We start from the raw sequence: 21,490 nt of genomic DNA on the forward strand, positions 1-21,490 counted from the left end.
GGCGGGCGCCGCGGCCCCCGCCGGTGAAGCGGTGCCGACCGGATCATCCTCCGCCGGGGGCACGGCGTAGGCGGTCCCGCCGCAGAACACGGTCGGGGCGGCGAAGGCGGCCAATGCGTACGCGCACAGCCGCGCACGGCGCCGACCGCCGGTACAGGTGCGTCCTGGGGCCATGCTGTTCCGTGTAACACGGGGGCGGCCGGTCCCGACGGGCTTCGCGGGACGGCCCGCACGTGCCTCCCCGGCACCCGTGCTGATAATCGACAGTTGGTGACGGCGGTTCGCAGCAGCCCGAAACAGGGTCACGTCGGGTGATCCCTGCGTTTGCGCGTGCGGATCAGGGGGCCCGGACCGATTCGCGGTGCACGGCGAGCCCGCGAAACCGGATCCCGGCCGGGCCGCCGACCGCCGGACCAGGAGGCCGGGTCGGGCGGCCGAGGTGCGGCCGCCGCGCCCGCGACAGTGTTGCCCGCCCGGCGGGGCGGGTAGCACGCCGGCATGAGCGCAACCGAGCCTTCGACTCCATCGGCAGACACCCCCCGCGTGGCGGTACTGGGCACCGGGATCATGGGTGCGCCCATGGCACGCAACATCGCGGCCGCCGGCCTGGAGGTGCGGGTGTGGAACCGCACCGCCGCCAAGGCCCGGCCGCTGGCCGATCAGGGCTGCACCGTCGCCGGCAGTCCCGAGGAGGCCGTGGCCGACGCCGACGCCATCGTCACCATGCTCACCGACGGGGAGGCGGTCGAGTCGGCGATGGCTGGTCTCGCACCGCCCCGGGGAGCGGTCTGGGCGCAGACCACCACCGCCGGGGTGGCCGCCACCGAGCGCCTGGCCCGCCGCGCCGCCGACCTGGAGCTGGAGTTCGTCGACGCCCCCGTGCTGGGCACCCGCGCTCCCGCCGAGCAGGGCACGCTGGTGGTGCTGGCGGCAGGACCGGAACGGGCGCGCACGCGCCTGGCGCCGGTTTTCGACGCGATCGGTTCCCGCACGGTGGGCATGGACCGGATCGGGGACGCGAGCCGGTTGAAGATGGTCGCCAACAGCTGGGTGCTGGCGCTGACCTCGGCCACCGGCGAGGCGGTCGCGCTCGCCGAGGGGCTGGGCGTGGACCCGCGCAGCTTCCTGGACCTGGTTTCGGGCGGCCCGCTCGACAGCGGCTACCTGCACGCCAAGGCCGGCGTCATCCTGGACGGCGACTACACGCCCAGCTTCTCCGTCGCCAACGCGGCCAAGGACGCCCGCCTGGTCCGCGAGGCGGCCGAAGCGGCGGGCGTGCGCGTGGACTTGGCCGCCGCCACCGAAGACCGCATGCGCCGCGCCGCCGACTCCGGCCACGGCGACGAGGACATGGCCGCCGGGTACTACGCCAGCTTCCCGGAGCGGTAGGCGCAGGGCGGACTCGCGGACCGGCCGGCGGCGATGGCCTGATCCGGCCGCAGAAGACGGGTTTGGCTGCAGGGCGCGGCACTGCGCTCCGGTGAAGACGTGAAACGCGCCGCCGACCGTGCGTGGGGGGCGGGTGCTCTGTGTGCCCGATGGTGTTCCCAGCGTCATGCCGAGGGTCAAGGGCGGGTAAAACACGCCCATGGACGCACATACGTCAGGCATCCGTCTTCAATGCACCAGAATCGCAGCCTGTCTCGCGATGGCGGCCGTCGCGGCGGGCGGGTGGAGCGGGGCGGCGCACGCCGCGGCGGCTCCCGCGGCCGCGCCGTCGGCGGCCTGGGTCCAAGAGGGCGAGCAGCCGATGCTCAGCCTGGGTGACTCCGGCCCCGCCGTGCGCGAGGTCGAGGAGCGCCTGAAGGGGTTGGGCTACTGGCTCGGGCCGGTCGACGGCGAGTTCGACGTCCGCACAAGCCAGGCCGTCTTCGCCGCGCAGAAGGCCGCCGGGATCGGGCGCGACGGCGTGGTCGGCCCCCGAACCCGGGCGGCGCTGGAGGAGGGGCCGGTCCCCGAAGCGAGCAGCTCCTCGGGCGAGGTGGTGGAGGTCGACCTGGACCGCCAGCTGCTGCTTGTGGTCCGAGACGGCGAGGTGCGGCACGTCCTGAACACCTCCACCGGCTCAGGGGAGACCTACACCTCCGAGGGCCGGACCAAGGTCGCCGTCACGCCCACCGGCGAGTACGGCGTCTTCCGCCGCGTCGACGCCTGGGACGAGGGGCCGCTGGGTTCGCTGTACCGGCCCGCGTACTTCAACGGCGGGATCGCCGTGCACGGCTACTCCTCGGTGCCGCCCTACCCCGCTTCGCACGGCTGCGTACGGGTGAGCGTCCCCGCCATGGACTGGCTGTGGGCCAACGGCCACGTCGACAACGGCACACCGGTCGTCGTGCGCTGACACCCCCGCTGCCTGCGGTCCCCTTCGGGAGCCGCAGGCAGCGCCCGTTCCCGCGCGTGCCGGCGGGCCGCAGGGAAGCGCCCTCGGCCGTCGGGACGCACCGCGTTTCCCCTCCGTCGACGCAGGTCGCTCCGCAGAGCGGCCGGCGGCCGTGTGCAAGCGGGTTGCCACGCTGTGTGCCCGTTGTCATACTCACGTGATCGGTAAGCGCTTACCAAGCGGTTTCGCTGCGGCACCGCTCCCCCTCCACCTACCGATCAGGAGCAAACGATGGGACTCCACACTCCACGGACCGGCGCCTCCGCCGGCAAGCGGAGACCGGCGCTGCTCGCCGGCGGCCTGGGCGCGGCCTGCGCGTTCGGGCTCGTCGCCGCCACGCAGGCGCCCTTCGGCCCGACCGGCGGCGCCGAAGCCGAGACCGCTTCGGCGGCGGACGCAGCCACTTCTCACGCCGCCTGCGGCGAGGGCTCCTACGAGGCCGAAGCCGTCCTCGACGGCGGCACCTGGACCTCCCGCAACGGCGGTGACACGGTCTACACCGGCGACAGCATGCTGGAGGCGATGCGCGCGGCCGTGGACAGCCTGACCTCGGGACGCACCTCCACCGAAAGCGTCGTCGTGCGCGGGTCGGGCTCGATGAGCGCCGGGCGGTCGCTGGACCTGCCCAGCTACACCTCGCTGGAGGTCTGCGGCACCGTGGACGTGACGGGCGGCGCCAGTGGCGACAACGCGGTCGTGCGCGCTCGCGGGGTCCACGACGTCGCGGTACCGCACCTGAGCGTCACCGGAGCTCCCTACTTCGGTGTCTTCGTCCGCAACGGCGAGGACATTCACCTCGGTCAGATCGACCTGCGTCTCTCCGGCGGGCTGGGCATCCGCATCGACAACCACAGCGATCGCAGCGAGCCCACCCGCAACGTCACCATCGACGACGTCTACGTCTCGGGCACCGGCAACCACGGAGTCGAGACCTACGGAGTCGACGGGCTCGACATCGGGACCGTCGTCGCCCGCGACACCGCCTACTCCGGCCTGCTGCTCAACGACACCACCAACGCCGACGTGGGCACCGTCGACGCGGAGGGGGCCGGCACCGGGACCGGCTATGCCGCCTTCCGCATGGCCAACCGCAACGGGCGGGTGGGCGACTCCTACCCCGAGAACATCCGTGTCGGAGAGGTCGTCGCCCGCGGCGGCGGCCGCGGTGTGTTCTGCGTGTCCGAGAGCGGCGGCGCCGTGATCGACAGGGTCGACATCGCCGGCACCGGCGGCAACGCGATGCTGCTGGAGAACTGCTACAACGTCACGATCGCCGCCGAATCAGGCTCGGTGTCCGGCCCGGGCGACATCCGCATCGCCTCGCGCGAGGAGTTCCCGGTCTCCCGCGACATCACGCTGCAGAACCTCACGGTCACCGATTCGGCGATCACCGAACGCCCGTGCGGCGAGAACATCACCGTCACCGGCAACACCTTGGAAAACAGCAGCCGCGACGTCTGCTGACCCGCCCCGATCGGCGTCCGGGGCGGGCGCGCCTCCGCTTCGCCCGGCCCGGACGCCTCCCCCCGAGCCCCGGCGGCCCCTCCCGCGGGCGGCCGCGTACGCGGGCCGAACAGGACGGAACCGGTCTGTCCCCGGTGTGTGCCAGGCTTTTTCGACCGCGCCGCAGGAGCGGCCGCGCCGAAGGCGAGGAGGACGCCGTGACCGACGATCCGCAGTTCCACTCACAGCGCCTGGCGGACGACCCGCGGCCGGACCCGCTGCGGGTCGGCGGCGAGCGCGAGACCCTCACGGCGTTCCTCGACTGGCACCGCAGCACGCTGGAACTCAAGTGCGCGGGCTTGGACGCCGACCGGCTGTCCGAACGCGCGGTACCGCCCTCGGAGCTGTCGCTGCACGGGATCCTGCGCCACTCGGCCGGGACCGAGCGGTGGTGGTTCCGCATCCAGTTCGCCGGCGAGGACGTGCCGCTGCTCCACTACACCGACGACGATCCCGACCTCGACTTCCACGGCACCGGCGGCGACCCGGCCGAGGCGCTGGCGGAGTGGCGGCGGGAGGTCGACCGATCGCGGGAGATCACCGCCGCGGCCGCGTTGGAGGACACGGGTATCCGCAAACGCACGGGGACTCCGGTCTCGCTGCGCACGGTCCTCGTGCATATGATCGCCGAATACGCCCGCCACAACGGGCACGCCGATCTGCTGCGGGAGCGGCTGGACGGCAGCACCGGAATGTGAGTGCATGAATTGGCCGGTCATGCGGTGGAGTGCGGATCCCGTTTTCGATATCCGCGGCCGCCGCCGCAGTTTTCCGGATGCGAATCCGCGATGCGGAATCGACGATTTCGCGGGCGGCCCGCCCGGAGCCGCAGGGGAATCCGGGCGGGCCGCAGAGCTGAGCCGTGCGCGGGCTCAGGCGGCGCCGACGTTGACGTCGACGCAGGAGTAGAACGCGTTGGCGGTGTCGGCGACGTTCCACACGGCCAGGATCTTCTGCTGGCCGCTGTAGCCGCTCAGGTCGACATTGTGGGTGAGAGTGTCCGGCGGCTGCGCGCCGCCGTAGTCGAAGGAGGCCACCATGTCGTCGCCGACGAAGTACTGCCACGTCGCGGTGGAGTGGAACGCGGTCAGCGACCAGGTGAAGTCGAGGCTGTTGCCGACCGGTGTGACCGCCCAGCCCTTGTTGTCGTCGTCGAGCTCGGAGAACCGGCCGTTGCCGCCGCTGCAGCTCTTCAGGCCCTTGGGGCCCTCGACGCTCTGCGGCTCCCACTGGATCTGGCCGCAGTCCACGGTGCCTTCGGCGCACTGCGCCTGGCGGCTGGGCGGCGAGGAGACATAGCCGTGCGCGCTGGCGACGCCCGCGGGCAGCAGCGCGAACAGCAGCGGGGTGACGGCCGCGACGGCGGCGGTCGAGAAGGTCGCCTTCTTGAGATTCATCGAAGTCCTTCGTGTCGGATGGCGCCGCCCCGCGTGCCGGCCCGAGGGCCGGGCATCGGGTTGGGCGGGGCGCCGCCGTAGCGGGGTGTGGTCGGGGCGGGAGAACCCGATGCGGTCTCCGGTCTCGTATGCAGGCCCGGTGCCCGGCCGGGGGCGTCGGGCTGTCTTCGTGTGCGGCGCCGTATTCCACGGTGCGCGGAATTTGCGGCCGCGTCGGAGAACGGTGTTGTCCGCGAATTCCCAGGGTCCGCCGACCCGGGGCCCGAGGAATTCCTCTGCGTCGAGTGGTTAAGACCGTAAATGGCGCCACACACCCCGTCAAGGTGTCGCGGCACTGGGTTATCCCCTGCAATTCCCGTGCTGTGCCCGCTGTTTTCCGCGTGCTTCTCCCCGACCGGTATCGTCCGTCCGACTTCGCTTTCGGAGTCTTCGAGCTGGGCCGTCGCGGCCGCGGCGCGCAGTGCGGTCTAGACCGGAACCGGCGACCGCTCCGACGGGTCCCGCGGCTGTCGGCTGGCATGTCGGTAAGAAGAGTGTCACCATCCCGTTACACTTCCCTTGGCCCTGCCGGGAGGGTAGACAGGGACGGACAAACCCGCAGATTCGGCACGATGCCGGCCGACACGCGGCCACCGCAGCTTGGCCCGACGCTCCACCACGCTCCCCTGTGCTGCACACAGCAGGCCGCTGCCCCCCGCGCACCCGCGTGACCGGGTATGACGAAAGGCCTGAATGCCCCGGCCCCGCGCGGGGCAGTGCCGAATGGAGGCGTCGGGGGAAGCGGGGGCCGAAGGGGCGGGACGGATCGCGTGTGTCCAAGCGCTGGCCGCGATGGGAGGGGACGACAAGTGACAAGCACGATCGGGCCCGACGACGCCGACGGAGTCGCAGCCGACACCGTCGGGTCGGCGGCGGCCCAGACCGCGGTCGAAGCAGCGGCCGAAGCAGCGGCCGACGCCGCGGCGGAAACGGCGGCGGAAACCGCGGTCGAAGCCGCGGCCGCGGGCCGGAGCGGCGTCGAGGTGGCCAAGGCGTTCGCCGATTTCGCGCGGGACCTGCTCGCGCAGGAGTCCGTGCAGTCCACGCTTGAGGAGATCACCGCGCTGGCGGTCTCCGAGATCGAGGGCTGCGAGTTCGCCGGGGTCTCCCTGGTGGAGAAGAAGAAGAACATCTCCACGCACGCGGAGACCGATCCCCTCGTCAAGCGGATCGACGAGATCCAGTACCGCACCGGCGAAGGCCCCTGCATCCAGGCGGTCTGGGTCCGCGAGGTGTTCTCCGTCGACTCCATGGACGGCGAGACCCGCTGGCCGCGGTTCACCGCCGAGGCCGGCCCGCTGGGCGTGGGGAGCATGTGCTCGTTCCAGCTTTTCACCCACGAGGAGATCCTCGGCGGACTGAACCTGTACTCCTCGCGGGAGCACGCTTTCGGCGTGGAGGCCTACGAGATCGGCCAGATCCTCGCCGCCCACGCCGCCGTGGCGCTGGCCAGCGCGCAGACCGAGCACAATCTCCAGCGCGCCGTCCGCACCCGCCAGCGCATCGGCGAGGCGACCGGCATCCTGATCGAGCGCTACAGGATCACCGACCGCGAGGCCTTCGCCCTGCTGGCCAAGGCGTCGCAGAACATGAACGTCAAGCTGAGCGCGCTCGCCGAGGAGCTGGTGCATACGGGCAGCCTGCCCGACGCCGATTGACCGTCCGCGGCACCGCCCCGCCCCTCCGGCGGCACGGCTTCGACCGTGCGCTCAGCGGCGGCCGCGGGTGCCGAGGGCGCCGGCGCCGCACGCCCGGTGCGGCGCGCGGCCCGGGCTCAGGTGTCGGAGCCGGCCCGGTGGTCGTCGGAGGCCGCGGAACCGGTAGCGGAGGTGACGATGGCGACGTCGGAGTCCGACTCGCGCAACCGCTGCGCCCTGTCGCGCCAGGTGCGCTTGCGGTGGGCCAGCCACCGCTTCGTCCGCACCCGCGCGTAGCGTGCCAGGTGCCCGGCGGAAGGGCGGGGAGTCCCCGAAAGCTCGTACCCGTTCTCCCGCAGCCGTCTGGCCAGCGCCGTCTCGGCCAGCGCCGCCTCCCAGGGCTCCAGCCGCTTCTGCCAGGATCCCGAGCTGGTGGCGTTGACGTCGCGGCGGGTGTTCTGGTGCCAGGTCTTGAACTTGGGTACGGCGCTCTTGGCGACCCGCTGGGGCTCGCACATGACCGGGTCGAACTCCTCGCCGAGGAAGTCGCACAGCGCGGACAGCTCACGGGACGGATCGGCGACCAGGTCCTCGTAGCGCAACTGGTAGAAGGTGTCGGGCCCCAGGCGGCGGGCGGCGGAGCGGCCGTAGTCGATCGCCTCGGCCCAGGTGGAGATCGCGTGGTAGCTGGTCTGCTTGTACCACGGCATCTGCTTGAGCGAGCCGACGCAGTCGCGCCCGTCGCGGATGAGGTGGACGAACTGGGCGTGCGGGAACATCCGGTGCAGCTCTTCGACCGCCTGGTAGTAACCCGGCCGCTTGTCGCCCCAGCGCTGCTTGTCGAACCGGCGCGCGTACTGGCGGAACACGGTGCCCAGTGCCGAGCCCACCGTGGGCGGGCCGTCGACGATCGCGGCCACGGTCTCGTCGCGGTTCAGCTTCAGGTCGCGGTAGCGGGTGTTGCGCGGGCCCACGATCGCCTCGGCCAGCTTGCGCCGGTTCGCGCTGTCGTGCAGATCGCCGAACTCGGCGCGGCGGCGGTACACGTCGAGCATGAACCGCGTCTCCGGGGGGATCGCGATACGCGGATGCGCGTGCAGCATCAGTTGCAGCAGGGTGGTGCCCGACCTCGGGCATCCGAGGATGATGATCATGCGCTCGGAGGGGGAGGGCCAGCCTTCCACAGGCGAGTCACCGTCCATCGTTACGGGAGTCAGGAGTGCGGGTGCGGTTCGGAGCCGACCCCTCGGGCCGGGGCGACCGGGTCAGCCTATCCGGCGTCGGGGGCCGGATCCGAAGTACCGGGCGAGGGTCGTCGCGGTGTCGCGCCCACGGGTGTGCGGACCGCGCATGCGGACGGAGCGCGCGCCTCTGGCATGCTGGTCCACTCACTCCGACAAGCCGAGCGGACCGGCGGAAGGGGGTCGCATGGCGGCGGAGACCCGGACACCCGCGGAAGTCGGTGCCCCGCGGTCGGCCACCCTCACCGACTGGTTCCGACTGCCGCAGCTGCTGCGCTTCGCCTGGCAGCAGTCGCTGTCCTGCCTGTTCGCGGCGGGTCTGTTCGCCGGGCTCGCGCTCTCCTCGGCGGTGCCGCTGCCCGTCGCCCGCTACGACGCGCTGCTGCTCTACGGCATCGCCCTGACCGCGCTGTTCTGGGCCACCCGGCTGGAGACCGGGACCGAGGCACTCGCGGTGGCCGGCTTCCACATCGTGGGTCTGGTGTTCGAACTGGTCAAGGTGCACATGGGGTCGTGGAGCTATCCCGACGACGCGCTGACCAAGTTCGGCGGGGTACCGCTCTACAGCGGGTTCCTCTACGCCGCCGTGGGCAGCTACGTGTGCCAGGCCTGGCGCCGCCTGGACCTGGAGTTCGCCGGCTACCGCAGGGCGGCCACGGCGCTGGTGGCCGCGGCGATCTACGCCAACTTCCTGACCCACCACTGGCTGCCGGACGTGCGCGTGCTGCTGGCCGCATCCATGGTCGCGGTGACGTGGGGCGTGATGGTGCGCTTCACCGTGGGCGACGTGCGCTACAGGATGCCGCTGGCGCTGTCGTTCGTGCTGATCGGTTTCTTCCTGTGGGTGGCCGAGAACATCGCGACCTTCCTGGGCGCCTGGGAGTACCCGCACCAGGCCGACGTCTGGCACCTGGTGCACCCGGCCAAGTTCGGCGCCTGGGCGCTGCTGGTGACGGTGGCCTGCGTCATCGTGGCTACGTGGAAGTACTCCGGCCGAGGCCGGGCCCCGGCAGGGTGAGCCTGCGCCGCATCGCTCGGGCGCGGTAGATTGCCCGGCGTGCGAACGAGCGGAGAGCAAGCCGCCCAGGAGAGCTCGGTCCGGATCTACACGGACGGCGCCTGCGCGGGCAACCCGGGCCCCGGCGGCTGGGGGGCGGTGCTGCACTACGGCGAGCACACCAAGGAGCTCTACGGCGGCGAGACCGAGACCACCAACAACCGCATGGAGCTGACGGCCGCGATCATGGCGCTGGAGGCGCTCAAGCGGCCGCTGCCGGTGAACCTGCACACCGACAGCACCTACGTCCGCAACGGCATCACCGCCTGGATCCGCGGCTGGAAGCGCTCGGGGTGGATGACGAGCGCGAAGAAGCCGGTCAAGAACGCCGACCTGTGGCAGCGCCTGGACGCCGCCGCCACCCGGCACCGCATCGAATGGCACTGGGTACGCGGGCACAGCGGCGACACCGGCAACGAGCGCGCCGACGCCCTGGCCTGCCGCGGGCGGGACGAGGCCCGCCGCGGCTGAGGCGCCCGCGCGCGCCGGTCAGCCGACAGCGCCCTCGGCGCTGTCCTGCTCGGCCGTGCTGCCCTGCTCCACGGCATCCTGGGCGAGGGCCCGGTGCTTGCGGGCCACCACCGCCCACACCGCCGGCGGCACCGAGGCCAGCGCCGCCACGCTCATCCACGGCCGGTTCAGCACATGCCCGGTCAGCTCGTCCAGCGACAGCCGGCCCGGCCCGCGGACCGCGAGTGCGGCCGCGCTCAGTGCGATCAGCGACGGGTACTCCAGTCCGCCCTCGGTGTTGAAGAAGCCGTTGGGGGAGTGGGTCTCGGCCGCCACGCTCATCGCGCCGGCGACGGCGGCCCCGCCGGCGGGCGTGCCCAGGCCCAGGACCAGCGCCGCGCCGCCCACGCTCTCGGACAGCCCGGCGACCACGGCCATCTGCCTGCCCGGGCGGTAGCCCATGCTGTGGAAACCGCCGCCGGTGGCTTCCAGGCCGCCTCCGTTGAACCAGCCGAAGAGCTTCTGCGTCCCGTGGGCGAACAGCGTCGCCCCCAGCCCCGTACGGATGGCCAGCGCGGCCACGTCGTCTGGCGTCACGCGTCCCATGGTGGAAACCTCCACGCGTCCTCGTGCTGCGAACCGTGCGCGGACCGGCCGGGTGCACGGGCCGGGTCCGCGCCTCCGCTACCCGCTTACACAGGTCCGAAAGGTAGCCGCGTGCGTGGTCGAGCACCCCGCCGCGGCGGATCACACCGCGGCGGCGACCGCCGCCGGACTCGCCGCGAGGACGGCGACTCAACGGACCCGTTGTCGGTCAGCGGCCCGAGAGAGGCAGGCGCACCCCCTACCCCGGTTGGGAGACCGCCGATGATGGCGTCCTCGCACGCGGCCACCGGCCTGATCGCCGGCCTGCTGGCCACCGCCGCCCTGTCGCCGGTCTTCGGCGCGGGCCCGGTCGAACTCGCCGCTGGAGCGGCCGTCGGCGCCGGAGCCGCGCTGCTGCCCGACGTCGACCACCCCGCCTCGACCGTCACCCGGTTCCAGGGGCCCGTGACCCGGCTGGTCTCGGCGGGGGCACGGTGGATCTCGGCAGCGGTCTACCATCGCACCGCCACGGCCGCCGACACCGCCCGCAACGGCGAGCACCGGCACCTGTGGCACACGCCCGCGGCGGCCCTGGCGGCCGGTGCGGCGCTGGGTACCGCCGCTTCGCTGAACCCGTGGGCGCTGGGCGCGGTGCTGTGGTTCACGATCGGCGTCGGTCTGCGCGGGCTGACCCAGTCGCCGACCCGCCGCAGGCGCGGAGACCAGCCCCTCAGCCGTCCCCTGGCGACGCTCGCCGCGGCGGTGATCGCCCTGCTCCTGGTCCGGGGCGGAGCCTCCCCGGGCCCCTACGCGGGCGTGATCGTGGCGGCGGGGATGCTCGTGCACTCGTTCGGGGACGCGCTGACCCGAAGCGCCGTGCCGCTGGCCTGGCCGCTGCGCATCCGAGGGCGTCGCTGGGCCATGCTCGGCACGCCGCGCTGCTTGCGCTTCGCCACCGGTGCCTGGCCCGAGCGCGTCGTCCGCGTGGCCTGCCTCGCCGCCGTGCCCGCCGTGTGGATCGCCATCGTGTGACGCGGAAGTCCGGGAGCGCTCGTCCGTCGGGAGCCGTGGTCCCGACCGCTCATCGCGGCCCGGACGCGCCGGTGCCGGCGGCGGTTGCGACGGCGTCGAGGACCTCCTGCCACGGGGGGAGATCGGCGGGGGAGTCCGGCTCGTAGAGGACGTGAGCGCCCATGCCGCGCAGCGTCCGGACACTGGGCCCGACGGCCGGGTGGCGGGCCAGCGGGTCGTTGAGGTTGGGGACGCAGACGGTGGGCACGCCGTAGCCGAGCATCTCGCAGACGACCGCGACGGCCATGGTGTCGGCGAACCCGGCGGCGATCTTGTTCAACGAGTTGAAGGTGAGCGGGCAGGCCAGCAGCGCGTCCGGCGGCGGTAGGCGCTGGCCGGTGCCGGGCACCCGGAAGTCCGCCAGAACCCGGGCGCCGCTGATACCGGCGAGTTCGTGGGGGTCGTGGAACCGGGTGCCCATCGGCGAGGAGATCACCGTCACCGCCCATCCCCGCTCGTGCGCCGCCCGCACGAGGTCGACCGCGCTTTCGCGCGGCGCGGCGGCTCCGGTCACGACCAGATAGAGGGTGCGCTCGTCCATGGGGGGAGTCTAGGGGCCGCCCCGTTCCGATCCGGGTTCCGCATGCGAAGTCGGCCCGTGGCCGCCAGCACGCCGACCACGGCCAGCACCACCGCAAGGCCGATCACCCCGCCCAGGCCTCCGGGGTACAGCAGCGAGGTGGGGGAGTCGGCCGCGCTGAGGGTCAAAAAGCCCAGGATGTTCAGGGAGTTGTTGGCGGCGTGGGCCACCACGGCGGGCCAGACCGACCCCGAGGCCAGTCGCATCCAGCCGAACAGCACCCCGGCGAAGGTCACGGAGACGACGAACAGCGCGAGGTTCTCCCATCCCCAGCCGCCCGAGCGGAGGTGGATGAGCATCTGCGGGCCGTGCCACAGCGCGTGGATCAGCCCGCTGAGCAGGAGCGCGGGCCAGACGCCCAACGGCAGCAGCCGCGGCAGCAGATAGCCCCGCCAGCCGAGTTCCTCACCGACGTTCCACAGCAGGGACATCGGCAGGATCGCGACGAAGACCACCACCAGGGCCTGCAGGTACGCCTCCGTGGGGAACCCGGTCGCGCTCACGGCGTCGGCGGCCGAGGGAGCGCGTTCCTCGATGGCGGCACGCGCCCCGGAGAAGTCGGCGAGGTCGAGCCGGATCACGCCCAGCGCGGCCGCGGCCAGCGTGGCGACGAACCCCAGTACCACGAACAGCAGCAGGGCGAGAAGGCTGTAACCGACGATGCGGCGCACCGGGCGGAGCGGGACGAGCCCCAGCGCGCGTGCCCGCTGCGCCGGACGCCGGACGAGGAACACTACGAGCAGCGCGGCCGAGGCCGGAGTGAACACGTAGATCTGTGTACTCACGCCGAACGCGGGGTCGGCGGGTTCCGCGCCGCCCAGCAGAGCCGGGGTGAAAACCAGCCACGCCAGGACGTAGGCGAGGCCGACGAAGATCGCCACCTCGCGTACCGGCACATCGGGCCGTCGGTTCCGGGGTGAAGGAGGGGACGTGGTCTCTGACATGACGGCGACGCTACGGAGCACCGCCGCGCCCCGTTGATGGGGCGGGCCGTCGAATCCTCCTGCGGCGCGCCGCAGTACCGGGCGGGGGAGCACCGCAGCGCCGGGGCGACGGCCCAGCGCACGCGGCCGCCGGCAGGGCAGCGGTCCCGTCGGGGGCCGCTTCGGACCCGCGGAACGCCGGCCCCCGCCCGTCTAGGATCAGGACCCATGGAACCCCCCACCGCACCGCACGCCGGCCCGCGGCCGTCGCCGGGTCGGCTCGTCGGCCTGGGCGCGCGTCGGCTGATCGGGCTCGCGCTGGGCGCAGTGATCGCGGCGGGGACGCTTGTGCTGCTGGTCCTGGTCGGGATGCTGCTCCCGGTGAGCCTGCCCTGGCCCCGCGCACACCGGGCGTGCCGACGTCGCGCCGCGGCTGCCGTGACATGGCTGGTCCACCTGGACCTGCGGCGGCTGGCAGGGTGGCTCGACTGCGACATCCAGCCCGCGCAGGGTCGGCGGCGGTTCCTGGAGTACCTGCTGCTGCGCATCCCCTGGGGGCTGATCACCGGCTACCTGATCCACATCGCCCTGCTCATGGCGCTGCTGGTCTTCGGTGGAGTGGTATGGCACCAGGCCACCGGCACCAGCCACCGGATCGACATCGCACTGCCCGGTGTCGTGATGAGTGCGGACTCGCGGACGGTGGGATTGGCGTTCGGTGCGGTGCTGCTGATGGGCATCGGCTTGGGGAGCGGTCTGCTGTCGGCACTGGAGCGCCGGTTCGCCCGCCTCATGCTCGGGCCCAGTCTGCAGGACCGGATGATGCACCGCATCGGCGAGCTGACCGATAGCCGCGCGGGTGTGGTGCACGCGGTCGACGAGGAGCGGCGCCGAATCGAACGCGACCTGCACGACGGCGTCCAGCAGCGGGTGGTCGCGCTGGCGATGCTGCTGGGGCGGGCCCGGCGCGGCAGTGACACCGAGCGCGCCGCCCGGCTCGTCGGCCAGGCCCACGAGGAGTCGCAGCGGCTCGCCGAAGAGATCCGCGAGGTGGCCTGGCGGGTTTACCCCACGGTGCTGGACGAGGCGGGGCTGGCCGCCGCGCTGGGCGAACTCGCCGAACGCGCCGGTGTCCCGGTGCGCGTGACCGACCGCCTGGCCCACCGCCCCGCTCAGGTCGTGGAGACGGCGGCCTACTTCATCGTCCGCGAGGCGGTGGCCAACGCGGTGAAGCACGCGGGCGCCGCGGAGATCACCGTCGACCTCGCCGACAGCGACCCCGCCACCGTCACGGTCCGCGTGACCGACGACGGGCGCGGCGGCGCCGAAACGCAGGGAGGCGGCCTGGCCGGACTGGCCCGCCGCGTCGCGGCGCTGGACGGCCGACTGGAGGTGTGCAGCCCGCGCGGCGGGCCCACCGTCGTCACCGCATGGCTGCCGCGTGCCGGCTCCGGGCGGGCCCAGCCTTCCGCCGGGTCCGGCCGGCCCGCCCGTACGACTGCGGCAGTGCACGGGGACACGGCGGAAGGGCGGAGGTAGATGCGCGTCATCGTGGCCGAGGACTCGGTGCTGCTCCGGGAGGGGATCGGCCGGCTGCTTGAGGAAGAGGGGCACACGGTGCTCCCCGGGGTCGGCGACGCCGACGCGCTGCTCGCCGCCGTCGACCGCGATCCGCCCGACGTGGCGATCGTGGACGTGCGGATGCCGCCGACCCACACCGACGACGGGCTGCGGGCGGCGCTGCACCTCAGGAACACCCACTCCCGGGTGGGGGTGCTGGTGCTCTCGCAGTACGTGGAGCAGCGCTACGCCGTCGAACTGCTGACCGGGCCCGCCACGGGCGTGGGCTACGTCCTCAAGGACCGGGTCGGCCAAGTGGGGGAGTTCCTCGACGCGCTGGAACGGGTGGCGGCCGGAGGTGCGGCCGTCGACCCGGAGGTGGTGCGCCGCCTGCTCGCCCGCAACTCCCCCGGCGATCCGCTGGGCCGGCTGACCGAGCGGGAACGCGACGTACTCGCTGCGATGGCACAGGGGTACACCAATCCGGCCATCGCCCGACGCCTGTTCGTTTCCCAGAGTGCGGTGGAGAAGCACGTCAACGCGATCTTCGACAAACTGGAGCTGGGGCGCACTCCCGCCTACAGCCGCCGTGTGCTCGCCGTCCTGCGCTATCTGGGCGGGGGGACGGCCGTCGGCTAATACCATCGGCGCATGGCCGATCTGGAGACGATCACGAGCAAGTCCGACCCTGCTGTGCAGCGCATCATGGATGTCACCAAGCATTCGCGGGCCAGTGTCAAGACGACGCTGATCGAGGACACCGAGCCCCTGCTGGAGTGCATCGGCGCCGGGGTCGAGTTCATCGAGGTCTACGGCAGCGACAACGCCGAGATCTCCGGGGAACTGCTCGACCTGTGCCGTGAGAAGGACATCCCGGTACGGCTCGTCGACTTCTCGATCGTCAACCAGATCTTCAAGGGCGAGCGGAAGGCGAAGACGTTCGGCATCGCCCGCGTGCCCCGGCCGGCCAAGTTCGGCGACATCGCTGCGCTCGACGGCGACGTCGTCGTCCTCGACGGCGTGAAGATCGTCGGCAACGTCGGCGCGATCGTGCGCACGGCCTACGGGCTGGGAGCCTCCGGCATGGTCCTCGTCGACAGCGACCTCACCACCATCGCCGATCGGCGCCTGCTGCGATCGAGCCGCGGCTACGTCTTCTCGCTGCCCATCGTCCTGGCCGAACGCGAGGAGGCGGCCGCCTTCGTCCGCGACAGCGGTATGCCGCTGACCGTGCTCGACTCCCACGGCGACATCTCGGTCAAGGAGCTCGGCGGCAAGCAGGAGCGGCTGGCGCTGCTCTTCGGCAGCGAGAAGGGCGGGCATTCGGACCCGTTCGACGAGGCGTCGGCCACCACGGTTTCGATTCCGATGCTCAGCGCGGCGGCCGAGTCCCTCAACGTCTCCGTCGCGGTCGGCATCGCGCTGCACGAGCGGGCTGAACGGAACCTCTCCCCGGCCCGGTGAGCCGGTTCACCGCCGAGGCCGGTCCCGGCGAGCCTCCGGTGCCTTCGGTCGCTCGGCACCGGAGGGCGGTGTACGTCAGGGCTGCTCGGAGGAGCGCAGCAGGGTGAGGTCGAAGTCCTTGCGCCAGGTGCGCCCCTCGTCGTCCGACGCCTCCCAGCGGCCCTCGATCGCATCCTCCTGCACATCGGCGAGGAAGCGCTGGTGGAAGTCGGGGTCCTCGCGGGTCAGCGTCCAGCCCGCCTCGTCGAACGTCATCTGGAACAGCCGCGAGACCCCGCGATCGTCGTGGTAGAACGCCGCGTAGGCGTCGCGGGCGTCGCTGCGGCCGATCGCGAGTTCGTAGCCCGACTCCCCGCCGATCTCGCAGCGCATGAGGATGAACGCGTCGCCGACCCACTCGAAGACCGCCCACCCCTGCACCTCGGTGCCGGGCGGCTCCAGGAACCAGGCGTCCGACAGCGTCAGCGTCCATCGGCCGACGAGGGGATCCAGCTTCTCCAGGCTCGGGTTGCGCATCGTCGCCTCCACAGTCGCGGTCGTCTCGGAGTGTCGACTGCGGGCGAGCCGGGAACTCATCGGACCGGACGCCGCCCGCGGTCAGCGCATCGCGCGGGTACCTCGGTGCCGGTCCGGATCGTCGCGCCGCCGCCTTCATACGTGGTCGGCGCCGGCTCGCCGGCCGTGTCCCGGCGCCTCTGCCCCCGTGTCCGTAGGCAGCAGATCGCGGGCCTCGGCAAGCAGTTCGGCCTGCCGGAACCAATCGCCCGAGGCAAGCGTGACCGCGACCCGCTCGGCGCCGCGCTCGGCCAGCCGCGCCACGTGGGCGGCGATGGCCGGCGGGTCGCCGCCGACCAGGACCGAGTCGACGTGTTCGGGGGGTATGCCGAACATGCCGTCGGGGTCGGACAGCGACCGCCGCAGCGCGGCGTCCTCGGGCACCGCCGGGTCCGGGTGCAGTACCGCCATGGTGCTTGCCGTGATGGCGGGCGTCGGGCGGTGCGCTGCGGCCGCCAGTTCCGCCAGTCGGGCTCTGCCTGCGGCGACGCCTTCGGACGGCCCCGGCAGGAGGAACCACGCGTCGCCGTAGCGGGCGATGCGGCGGATCGCCGCATCGGACATCCCGCCGACCAGCAGCTCCGGCATCGGTGCGGCAGGCGCGAGCCGGATTTCGGGGCTGTGCGGTTCTGCGCCGAGCCGCACCGCCCGGCCGGCGACGAGATCCGGCAACACGTCGAGCGCGTCGTCGGTGCGTCGGCCGCGTTCGCTCCGGGGCACCCCGGCTGCGGCCCAGGAGCGGCGGTGCCGCTCGCCGCCGACCCCGACACCGAGCAGAAGCCGACCGCGGGAGACGTGCTGCAGCGACGCCACCTGCTTGGCCAGCCACACCACGTTCCGCAGCGGAGCGACGAGCACGCCCAGTCCGAGGTTGATCCGTTCGGTGGCGGCCGCGGCCGCGGCGAGCGAGACGATGCTGTCCAGCACCGGTACTCCTTCGCCTGCGATGAGCTGGTCGACGACCCATGCGGACTCGAAGCCGAGTCCTTCGGCGTGGCGCGCGGCGGCGGCCACATCCGCTACGGGCGCGCGACCATCGGTCATGGTCGGCAGGAACACGCCGACGTCGAGCCCGGTCATGGTCATCTCCTGTGGGGTCGGTTACTTCTGGTAATCGACCTCATCTTCAGTCAGGATGGTGCTCGATGGAAGACGGCACATCAATGTCGGCAACGCACACCGATGTGCGTGCTACGACCTCGTGTGAGATCCGGGATCTACTCGACCGCTTGGCGGACAAGTGGTCGCTGCTGGTCGTCGAGCTTCTGGGAAGCGGTACGCGCCGCTTCAGCGAGCTGGACCGGGACATCGAGGAGATCAGCCAGCGGATGCTCACGCTGACGCTGCGCAATCTCGAACGCGACGGGCTGGTCAGCCGCACCGTCCATCCCGTCGTTCCCCCGCGCGTCGATTACGCGCTCACCGGCCTCGGCGAAAGCCTGCTCGCCGCCGTCCATCCGCTCGTTTCGTGGACCAGGGCGCATCGGGACGAGATCTCCACCGCCCGCGAGAGCTACGACAGCCGCCGGGGCCACGAAGGCGGACGCTGACCGCGGAACCCTTCCGCTCCGAGGACGTGAGGCGAGGCCCGAACGGGTTCGTCGGTCGTCTGCGCCTGCCCGGCAGACCTGTTCGGTTCCCGCTCCGTCTCCCGCTGCAGCGGGAGCACGCACGTGCTGCACCGAAATCCGATGGACAGCGCTCGTGGGGGGCCGGGAGCGTTGTCGGATGGTCTCGCCCAGGATTCCTCCCGTGTACCGCGCTCTCGACTTCAACAGCCCGCTTTCGGACGAGCGCGCCGACCGGCTGATCCGGACGCTCGCCCCACTGGCCGGATCCCGGGTGGTCGACCTCGGGTGCGGGTGGGCCGAACTCCTGCTTCGCGCAGTGGCGGCCGAGCCCGCGGCCACCGGCTTGGGGATCGACAGCGACGAAGACGCCGTCGCGCACGGCCGGGCCAACGCTGCGGCCCGCGGATTGGCCGAGCGCGTCGAACCGGCGACCGGTGACGCGGGCAGGTGGTCCGGGGGACCGGAGGACGCGGTGATCAACGTCGGCGCCGCCCACGTGTGGGGCGGCGCCCCCGAAACGCATACGAGCAACGCGCTCGCGGCCCTCAGCGATCTGCTGCGCCCCGGCGGCAGGCTGCTGTTCGGCGAGTGCTTCTGGCTGCGCACGCCGACCTCCGCCGAGCTGTCGGCCATGCCTATCCCGCGGCTCCAGTACCGATCGCTGCCCGATCTGGTCGAGGTCGCGCTGTCACACGGATTCCGGCTGCTCGCGCTCTCCCAGGCGGACCTGGACGAGTGGGACGACTTCGAGTCCCGCCACGCCCAGGGCCGGGAGGACTGGCTTCGGCAGAACCCGGACTCGCCCGAGGCAGGGGAGGTCCGCGCAAAGGCGGACGCCCACCGCGATGCCCGGCTGCGCGGCATGCGCGAGACGGTGGGGTTCGCCTACCTCACCCTCGTCCGCGTCTGAGTCACCGACGGGCTCGGCCGACTGCGTCGCTGCGGAGGGTGGCGACGGCTGCGATGCACGCACGCCGTGGCCCCTCTCGTCGTGGAACGAGGGGCGGCCCCGGTTGTTCGGGGCCTTGGCGGAGACGGGAGACGCGGGCCGCACCCGCTTCGCCAGGGGCGAGGATGCTGCGGCGCTTGGCGGAGGGCACCGGCCGGCCGATCCGTGTGCCGCCGGGATGAGGTGGCCCCAGGAGGATTCGAACCTCCGACACCCACTTTAGGAGAGTGGTGCTCTGTCCCCTGAGCTATGAGGCCGGAACCGCGGGGCCCAGCCTAGCGGAGGATGCGGGCTCGGTGGGCCGCGGGCGCGGGGGCGGGGAGCGGTACCCTCAGAGCCCTTGAAGTTGACATGGTGCTCCTGTGGCGTTGGTCACGATTCACCATAAATCCCTTTGGTGAAGTTTATGGCTCTGTGACCTGCCTTAGCCTGGAACGCGACCTTGTACACCCGGTGACCTGCCGTTACGCACGAACGCCGGAGCTGGTCGGCGATACGGGTTCCCCCGTGTCCCCCCGCTTTCGTCTGCTCGATCCACGCCGGTCCGGCCGATAGTGGACATGTAGTAACTTGCGTTGCGGCTCGTGTACCACCGTTTTACTCGCGACCGGAGGACCCTCGTGCCGTTTTTCCTCGATTCGACGCGGCGAACCGACCGCGTGCAGCGAATCGGGTCCTCCAAGTCCCCGCTGCCGCTGCTCGCCCGCCTACGCAGGCATGGCGCACTCTCGGTGATCGCCGTCCTCATCACCGCACTCTTCCTGGTGCCCGGCGCACAGACAGCACTCGCGCCGGTGACCTCGCCTGCCTCGGCCGACTCCGACCTGGATGAGCTCAAGAAGAAGGCGGACAAGGCGAAGGAGGACTTGGAGGAGGCCACCGACGAATACACGGCGAAGGAAGACGAGCTGGACGACGCCCAGGACGAACTCGTCTCCACACTCCACGATCTGCAGCAGACCGAGCTCCGCCTCTCCGAGATGCGCGAGCCGCTGGCCCAGCTCGGCAGCACGCTCTACAAGCGGCCCAACGCCGGCGTCCTGGGCATCCTCACCTCGGGCAAGCTCAATCAGGACCTCCAGGTCGAGTCGCACGTGCTCAAGCTCTCCGACGACCGCGAGGCGATGATGGACAAGGCCAGCGATCTGCGCGACGAGCAGTCCGACCTCGCCACCCAGGCCCAGGAGCTGCAGACGGAGACCCAGCTCAAGCGGGTGCAACTGGAGGACGATCTGGAGGACCTGCGGGCCAAGTCCGAGAAGAGCACCAACAGGCTGGAGAAGTTGCTCGAGGACCGCGGGCTCGACCCCGAGGCCTACTTCGCCGGCGTCGAGTGCGATCCCTCGGTCGCCGAGAACGCCTCGGGACACCCCAACGGCCTGCTGCCCCAGAACGCGCTGTGCGGGCTGCACCAGGACGGGGAGTCGCTGCGGGCCGACGCCGCGGTGGACTTCCTGGAGATGAACAAGGCCTACACCGAGAAGTTCGGCGAAGGCATGTGCCTGACCAGCACCTACCGCGACCTGTCCAAGCAGCAGAGCCTCTACGCCACCAAGCCGCCCGGCATGGCTGCGGTCCCCGGCACGAGCAACCACGGCTGGGGTCTGGCCGTCGACCTGTGCGGCGGTGTGCAGAACCAGAGCAGTGCGCAGTTCCAATGGCTGGAGGAGAACTCCAGGCAGTGGAACTGGTTCCACCCGCAGTGGGCCTACTCCAACCCCTTCGAGCCCTGGCACTGGGAGTACGACGCCGAGCACGGCTGATCCGGCCGTCGGGCCCGCCCCCGGGCGGGCGCCCGACGTCTCGACCGCGTCGGTCCGCGGCTGCGGGCGTGACCGCACCGGTGCAGCGGGCGCAACGCGCGGCCCCGGCGCTGATCCGCCTCGTGACGATGCGGACGCCCGGCTCCGGTTTCGGCCTCACCGCTTTCCGGCGGGGTCACCCGCGCAGTGTGACCGAGAGCCGCGAGGAGGCGGCGTGGCCCGCCAGGGCCCCGGCCTCGTCGGGGCGGACGGCGAGTACGACCAGTACGCCTCCCGCGCCCGCGGCCGCATCGGGCTCGAAGACGGATATCACCGGGCGGTCCTCGACGACGGTGCGCGCGGGCCGGGGCTCGCCGCCGAAGGCGGCCGCGTCCTCGCGCCCCGCCGCCAGGACGTCGACCCGGCTGCCCGGATGCAGCAGTCCGGTGGGGACGTCTTCGGGCAGGCGCACGGGAGCCGCGACGAGGCCGGGCCCGTAGCCGCGCGCGACGGGGCCGGCGATGCGGGCGCGGGTGAGGACCTCGCCGCGGGCGACGGGACCGGTGAGGGAACGGCCTGCGGGATCGTCGCCGGGGCGCAGCGCCTGCTCGGGCACCGCTTCGGAGGGCAGCGCCCGCACCGCGACGTCGCCCGATGACAGCGCGGAGAGCGCGTCGAGGCCGCGCGCGGCGACGAGTACCTCGGTGGAAGGCGTCGGCGGAGGCCGGACGAGCAGAACCGCGCCGGTGAGGGCCAGCGCGGCGCAGACCGCGCCCAGCGCCCGGC

22 protein-coding genes and 1 tRNA gene are annotated in these 21,490 nt (G+C 72.2%); 14 read left to right on the top strand and 9 right to left on the bottom strand.

Annotated elements, in window-relative coordinates; all coding sequences use genetic code 11:
• Positions 1-498 precede the first annotated feature (498 nt).
• The 4 genes from LP52_RS25000 to LP52_RS25015 all read left to right on the top strand — a co-directional run bounded on the left by LP52_RS25000 (position 499) and on the right by LP52_RS25015 (position 4,581).
• Complete coding sequence (locus tag LP52_RS25000; RefSeq protein WP_052810255.1) at positions 499-1,389, top strand: NAD(P)-dependent oxidoreductase; 891 nt, start codon at positions 499-501, stop codon at positions 1,387-1,389.
• 259 nt (positions 1,390-1,648) lie between these two features.
• Positions 1,649-2,341 carry a L,D-transpeptidase family protein gene (locus LP52_RS25005; RefSeq protein ID WP_040276879.1) on the top strand — a complete coding sequence of 231 codons (693 nt, stop codon included), beginning with the start codon at positions 1,649-1,651 and terminating at the stop codon, positions 2,339-2,341.
• Between the two features lie 270 nt (positions 2,342-2,611).
• Complete coding sequence (locus LP52_RS25010; RefSeq protein WP_040276880.1) at positions 2,612-3,844, top strand: hypothetical protein; 1,233 nt, start codon at positions 2,612-2,614, stop codon at positions 3,842-3,844.
• A 197-nt stretch (positions 3,845-4,041) separates the two neighbouring features.
• Complete coding sequence (locus LP52_RS25015) at positions 4,042-4,581, top strand: DinB family protein (RefSeq protein ID WP_040276881.1); 540 nt, start codon at positions 4,042-4,044, stop codon at positions 4,579-4,581.
• Positions 4,582-4,755: 174 nt separating this feature from the next.
• Here LP52_RS25015 and LP52_RS25020 read toward each other — a convergent pair whose 3' ends face one another.
• Positions 4,756-5,280, bottom strand: a complete 525-nt coding sequence (locus LP52_RS25020; RefSeq protein ID WP_040276882.1) for a lytic polysaccharide monooxygenase auxiliary activity family 9 protein — start codon at positions 5,278-5,280, stop codon at positions 4,756-4,758.
• Positions 5,281-6,128: 848 nt separating this feature from the next.
• On the opposite strand from LP52_RS25020, the gene LP52_RS25025 reads away from it, so the two are divergent.
• The gene (locus tag LP52_RS25025) at positions 6,129-6,977 is read left to right on the top strand and encodes a GAF and ANTAR domain-containing protein (protein WP_052810256.1); all 849 of its coding nucleotides are present in this window, start codon (positions 6,129-6,131) and stop codon (positions 6,975-6,977) included.
• Positions 6,978-7,093: 116 nt separating this feature from the next.
• Here the strand turns inward: LP52_RS25025 and LP52_RS25030 are convergent, their stop codons facing one another.
• A complete protein-coding gene (locus LP52_RS25030; protein ID WP_052810257.1) occupies positions 7,094-8,158 on the bottom strand; it encodes a sulfotransferase family protein in 1,065 nt (354 codons plus the stop codon).
• A 226-nt stretch (positions 8,159-8,384) separates the two neighbouring features.
• Between LP52_RS25030 and LP52_RS25035 the strand changes: the two genes are divergently transcribed.
• Both LP52_RS25035 and rnhA read left to right on the top strand, forming a co-directional pair.
• On the top strand, positions 8,385-9,215 hold the full coding sequence (locus LP52_RS25035) for a DUF817 domain-containing protein (RefSeq protein WP_084723480.1): 831 nt from the start codon (positions 8,385-8,387) through the stop codon (positions 9,213-9,215).
• Between the two features lie 39 nt (positions 9,216-9,254).
• Entirely contained in the window at positions 9,255-9,725 is a 471-nt protein-coding gene (gene rnhA / locus LP52_RS25040) for a ribonuclease HI (RefSeq protein ID WP_052810258.1), read from the top strand.
• A gap of 18 nt (positions 9,726-9,743) precedes the next feature.
• On the opposite strand, the gene LP52_RS25045 is transcribed toward rnhA, so the two are convergent.
• Positions 9,744-10,310: a DoxX family protein gene (locus tag LP52_RS25045; protein ID WP_040276894.1), complete on the bottom strand. Its 567-nt coding sequence runs from the start codon at positions 10,308-10,310 to the stop codon at positions 9,744-9,746.
• Positions 10,311-10,571: 261 nt separating this feature from the next.
• On the opposite strand from LP52_RS25045, the gene LP52_RS25050 reads away from it, so the two are divergent.
• Positions 10,572-11,321, top strand: coding sequence for a metal-dependent hydrolase (locus tag LP52_RS25050; RefSeq protein ID WP_338011663.1), 750 nt, complete (start codon positions 10,572-10,574; stop codon positions 11,319-11,321).
• A 49-nt stretch (positions 11,322-11,370) separates the two neighbouring features.
• Here the strand turns inward: LP52_RS25050 and LP52_RS25055 are convergent, their stop codons facing one another.
• Complete coding sequence (locus LP52_RS25055; protein WP_040276883.1) at positions 11,371-11,901, bottom strand: flavoprotein; 531 nt, start codon at positions 11,899-11,901, stop codon at positions 11,371-11,373.
• A complete protein-coding gene (locus tag LP52_RS25060; RefSeq protein ID WP_084723483.1) occupies positions 11,871-12,884 on the bottom strand; it encodes a CPBP family intramembrane glutamic endopeptidase in 1,014 nt (337 codons plus the stop codon). Before LP52_RS25060 ends, LP52_RS25055 begins: the two co-directional genes overlap by 31 nt.
• A gap of 207 nt (positions 12,885-13,091) precedes the next feature.
• Here LP52_RS25060 and LP52_RS25065 point away from each other — a divergent pair, with 207 nt between their 5' ends.
• From LP52_RS25065 to nshR, 3 genes are read left to right on the top strand one after another with little or no spacing between them, the layout of a single operon-like run.
• Positions 13,092-14,402, top strand: coding sequence for a sensor histidine kinase (locus LP52_RS25065; protein WP_084723481.1), 1,311 nt, complete (start codon positions 13,092-13,094; stop codon positions 14,400-14,402).
• Complete coding sequence (locus LP52_RS25070; protein ID WP_040276884.1) at positions 14,403-15,062, top strand: response regulator transcription factor; 660 nt, start codon at positions 14,403-14,405, stop codon at positions 15,060-15,062. It begins immediately after the preceding gene.
• A 12-nt stretch (positions 15,063-15,074) separates the two neighbouring features.
• Positions 15,075-15,887, top strand: coding sequence for an NshR/TsnR family 23S rRNA methyltransferase (gene nshR / locus LP52_RS25075; RefSeq protein ID WP_040276885.1), 813 nt, complete (start codon positions 15,075-15,077; stop codon positions 15,885-15,887).
• 75 nt (positions 15,888-15,962) lie between these two features.
• Here the strand turns inward: nshR and LP52_RS25970 are convergent, their stop codons facing one another.
• Positions 15,963-16,403, bottom strand: coding sequence for a hypothetical protein (locus tag LP52_RS25970; RefSeq protein WP_052810259.1), 441 nt, complete (start codon positions 16,401-16,403; stop codon positions 15,963-15,965).
• Between the two features lie 135 nt (positions 16,404-16,538).
• Entirely contained in the window at positions 16,539-17,522 is a 984-nt protein-coding gene (locus LP52_RS25085) for an LLM class flavin-dependent oxidoreductase (protein WP_052810260.1), read from the bottom strand.
• An 83-nt stretch (positions 17,523-17,605) separates the two neighbouring features.
• Here LP52_RS25085 and LP52_RS25090 point away from each other — a divergent pair, with 83 nt between their 5' ends.
• Positions 17,606-17,992, top strand: a complete 387-nt coding sequence (locus LP52_RS25090; protein ID WP_238581089.1) for a winged helix-turn-helix transcriptional regulator — start codon at positions 17,606-17,608, stop codon at positions 17,990-17,992.
• Between the two features lie 178 nt (positions 17,993-18,170).
• Positions 18,171-18,923, top strand: coding sequence for an SAM-dependent methyltransferase (locus tag LP52_RS25095; RefSeq protein WP_040276887.1), 753 nt, complete (start codon positions 18,171-18,173; stop codon positions 18,921-18,923).
• Positions 18,924-19,146: 223 nt separating this feature from the next.
• Here LP52_RS25095 and LP52_RS25100 read toward each other — a convergent pair.
• Positions 19,147-19,219: transfer RNA gene (locus LP52_RS25100), tRNA-Arg, on the bottom strand.
• A 411-nt stretch (positions 19,220-19,630) separates the two neighbouring features.
• Here LP52_RS25100 and LP52_RS25105 point away from each other — a divergent pair.
• A complete protein-coding gene (locus LP52_RS25105; protein WP_394298228.1) occupies positions 19,631-20,725 on the top strand; it encodes a D-alanyl-D-alanine carboxypeptidase family protein in 1,095 nt (364 codons plus the stop codon).
• A 175-nt stretch (positions 20,726-20,900) separates the two neighbouring features.
• Here LP52_RS25105 and cpaB read toward each other — a convergent pair.
• A partial coding sequence (gene cpaB / locus LP52_RS25110) for a Flp pilus assembly protein CpaB (protein ID WP_040276889.1) occupies positions 20,901-21,490 on the bottom strand: 590 nt, incomplete at its 5' end.

Source organism: Streptomonospora alba (assembly GCF_000826685.1).
GTDB classification, from domain to species: Bacteria; Actinomycetota; Actinomycetes; order Streptosporangiales; family Streptosporangiaceae; genus Streptomonospora; species Streptomonospora alba.

Coding starts and splice junctions, on each gene's coding strand:
- LP52_RS25000 (WP_052810255.1), top strand. CDS start 499: ATGAGCGCAACCGAGCCTTCGACTCCATCGGCAGACACCCCCCGCGTG.
- LP52_RS25005 (WP_040276879.1), top strand. CDS start 1,649: ATGGCGGCCGTCGCGGCGGGCGGGTGGAGCGGGGCGGCGCACGCCGCG.
- LP52_RS25010 (WP_040276880.1), top strand. CDS start 2,612: ATGGGACTCCACACTCCACGGACCGGCGCCTCCGCCGGCAAGCGGAGA.
- LP52_RS25020 (WP_040276882.1), bottom strand. CDS start 5,280: ATGAATCTCAAGAAGGCGACCTTCTCGACCGCCGCCGTCGCGGCCGTC.
- LP52_RS25030 (WP_052810257.1), bottom strand. CDS start 8,158: ATGGACGGTGACTCGCCTGTGGAAGGCTGGCCCTCCCCCTCCGAGCGC.
- LP52_RS25035 (WP_084723480.1), top strand. CDS start 8,385: ATGGCGGCGGAGACCCGGACACCCGCGGAAGTCGGTGCCCCGCGGTCG.
- LP52_RS25045 (WP_040276894.1), bottom strand. CDS start 10,310: ATGGGACGCGTGACGCCAGACGACGTGGCCGCGCTGGCCATCCGTACG.
- LP52_RS25050 (WP_338011663.1), top strand. CDS start 10,572: ATGATGGCGTCCTCGCACGCGGCCACCGGCCTGATCGCCGGCCTGCTG.
- LP52_RS25055 (WP_040276883.1), bottom strand. CDS start 11,901: ATGGACGAGCGCACCCTCTATCTGGTCGTGACCGGAGCCGCCGCGCCG.
- LP52_RS25060 (WP_084723483.1), bottom strand. CDS start 12,884: ATGTCAGAGACCACGTCCCCTCCTTCACCCCGGAACCGACGGCCCGAT.
- LP52_RS25065 (WP_084723481.1), top strand. CDS start 13,092: ATGGAACCCCCCACCGCACCGCACGCCGGCCCGCGGCCGTCGCCGGGT.
- LP52_RS25070 (WP_040276884.1), top strand. CDS start 14,403: ATGCGCGTCATCGTGGCCGAGGACTCGGTGCTGCTCCGGGAGGGGATC.
- nshR (WP_040276885.1), top strand. CDS start 15,075: ATGGCCGATCTGGAGACGATCACGAGCAAGTCCGACCCTGCTGTGCAG.
- LP52_RS25970 (WP_052810259.1), bottom strand. CDS start 16,403: ATGCGCAACCCGAGCCTGGAGAAGCTGGATCCCCTCGTCGGCCGATGG.
- LP52_RS25085 (WP_052810260.1), bottom strand. CDS start 17,522: ATGACCGGGCTCGACGTCGGCGTGTTCCTGCCGACCATGACCGATGGT.
- LP52_RS25090 (WP_238581089.1), top strand. CDS start 17,606: ATGTCGGCAACGCACACCGATGTGCGTGCTACGACCTCGTGTGAGATC.
- LP52_RS25095 (WP_040276887.1), top strand. CDS start 18,171: ATGGTCTCGCCCAGGATTCCTCCCGTGTACCGCGCTCTCGACTTCAAC.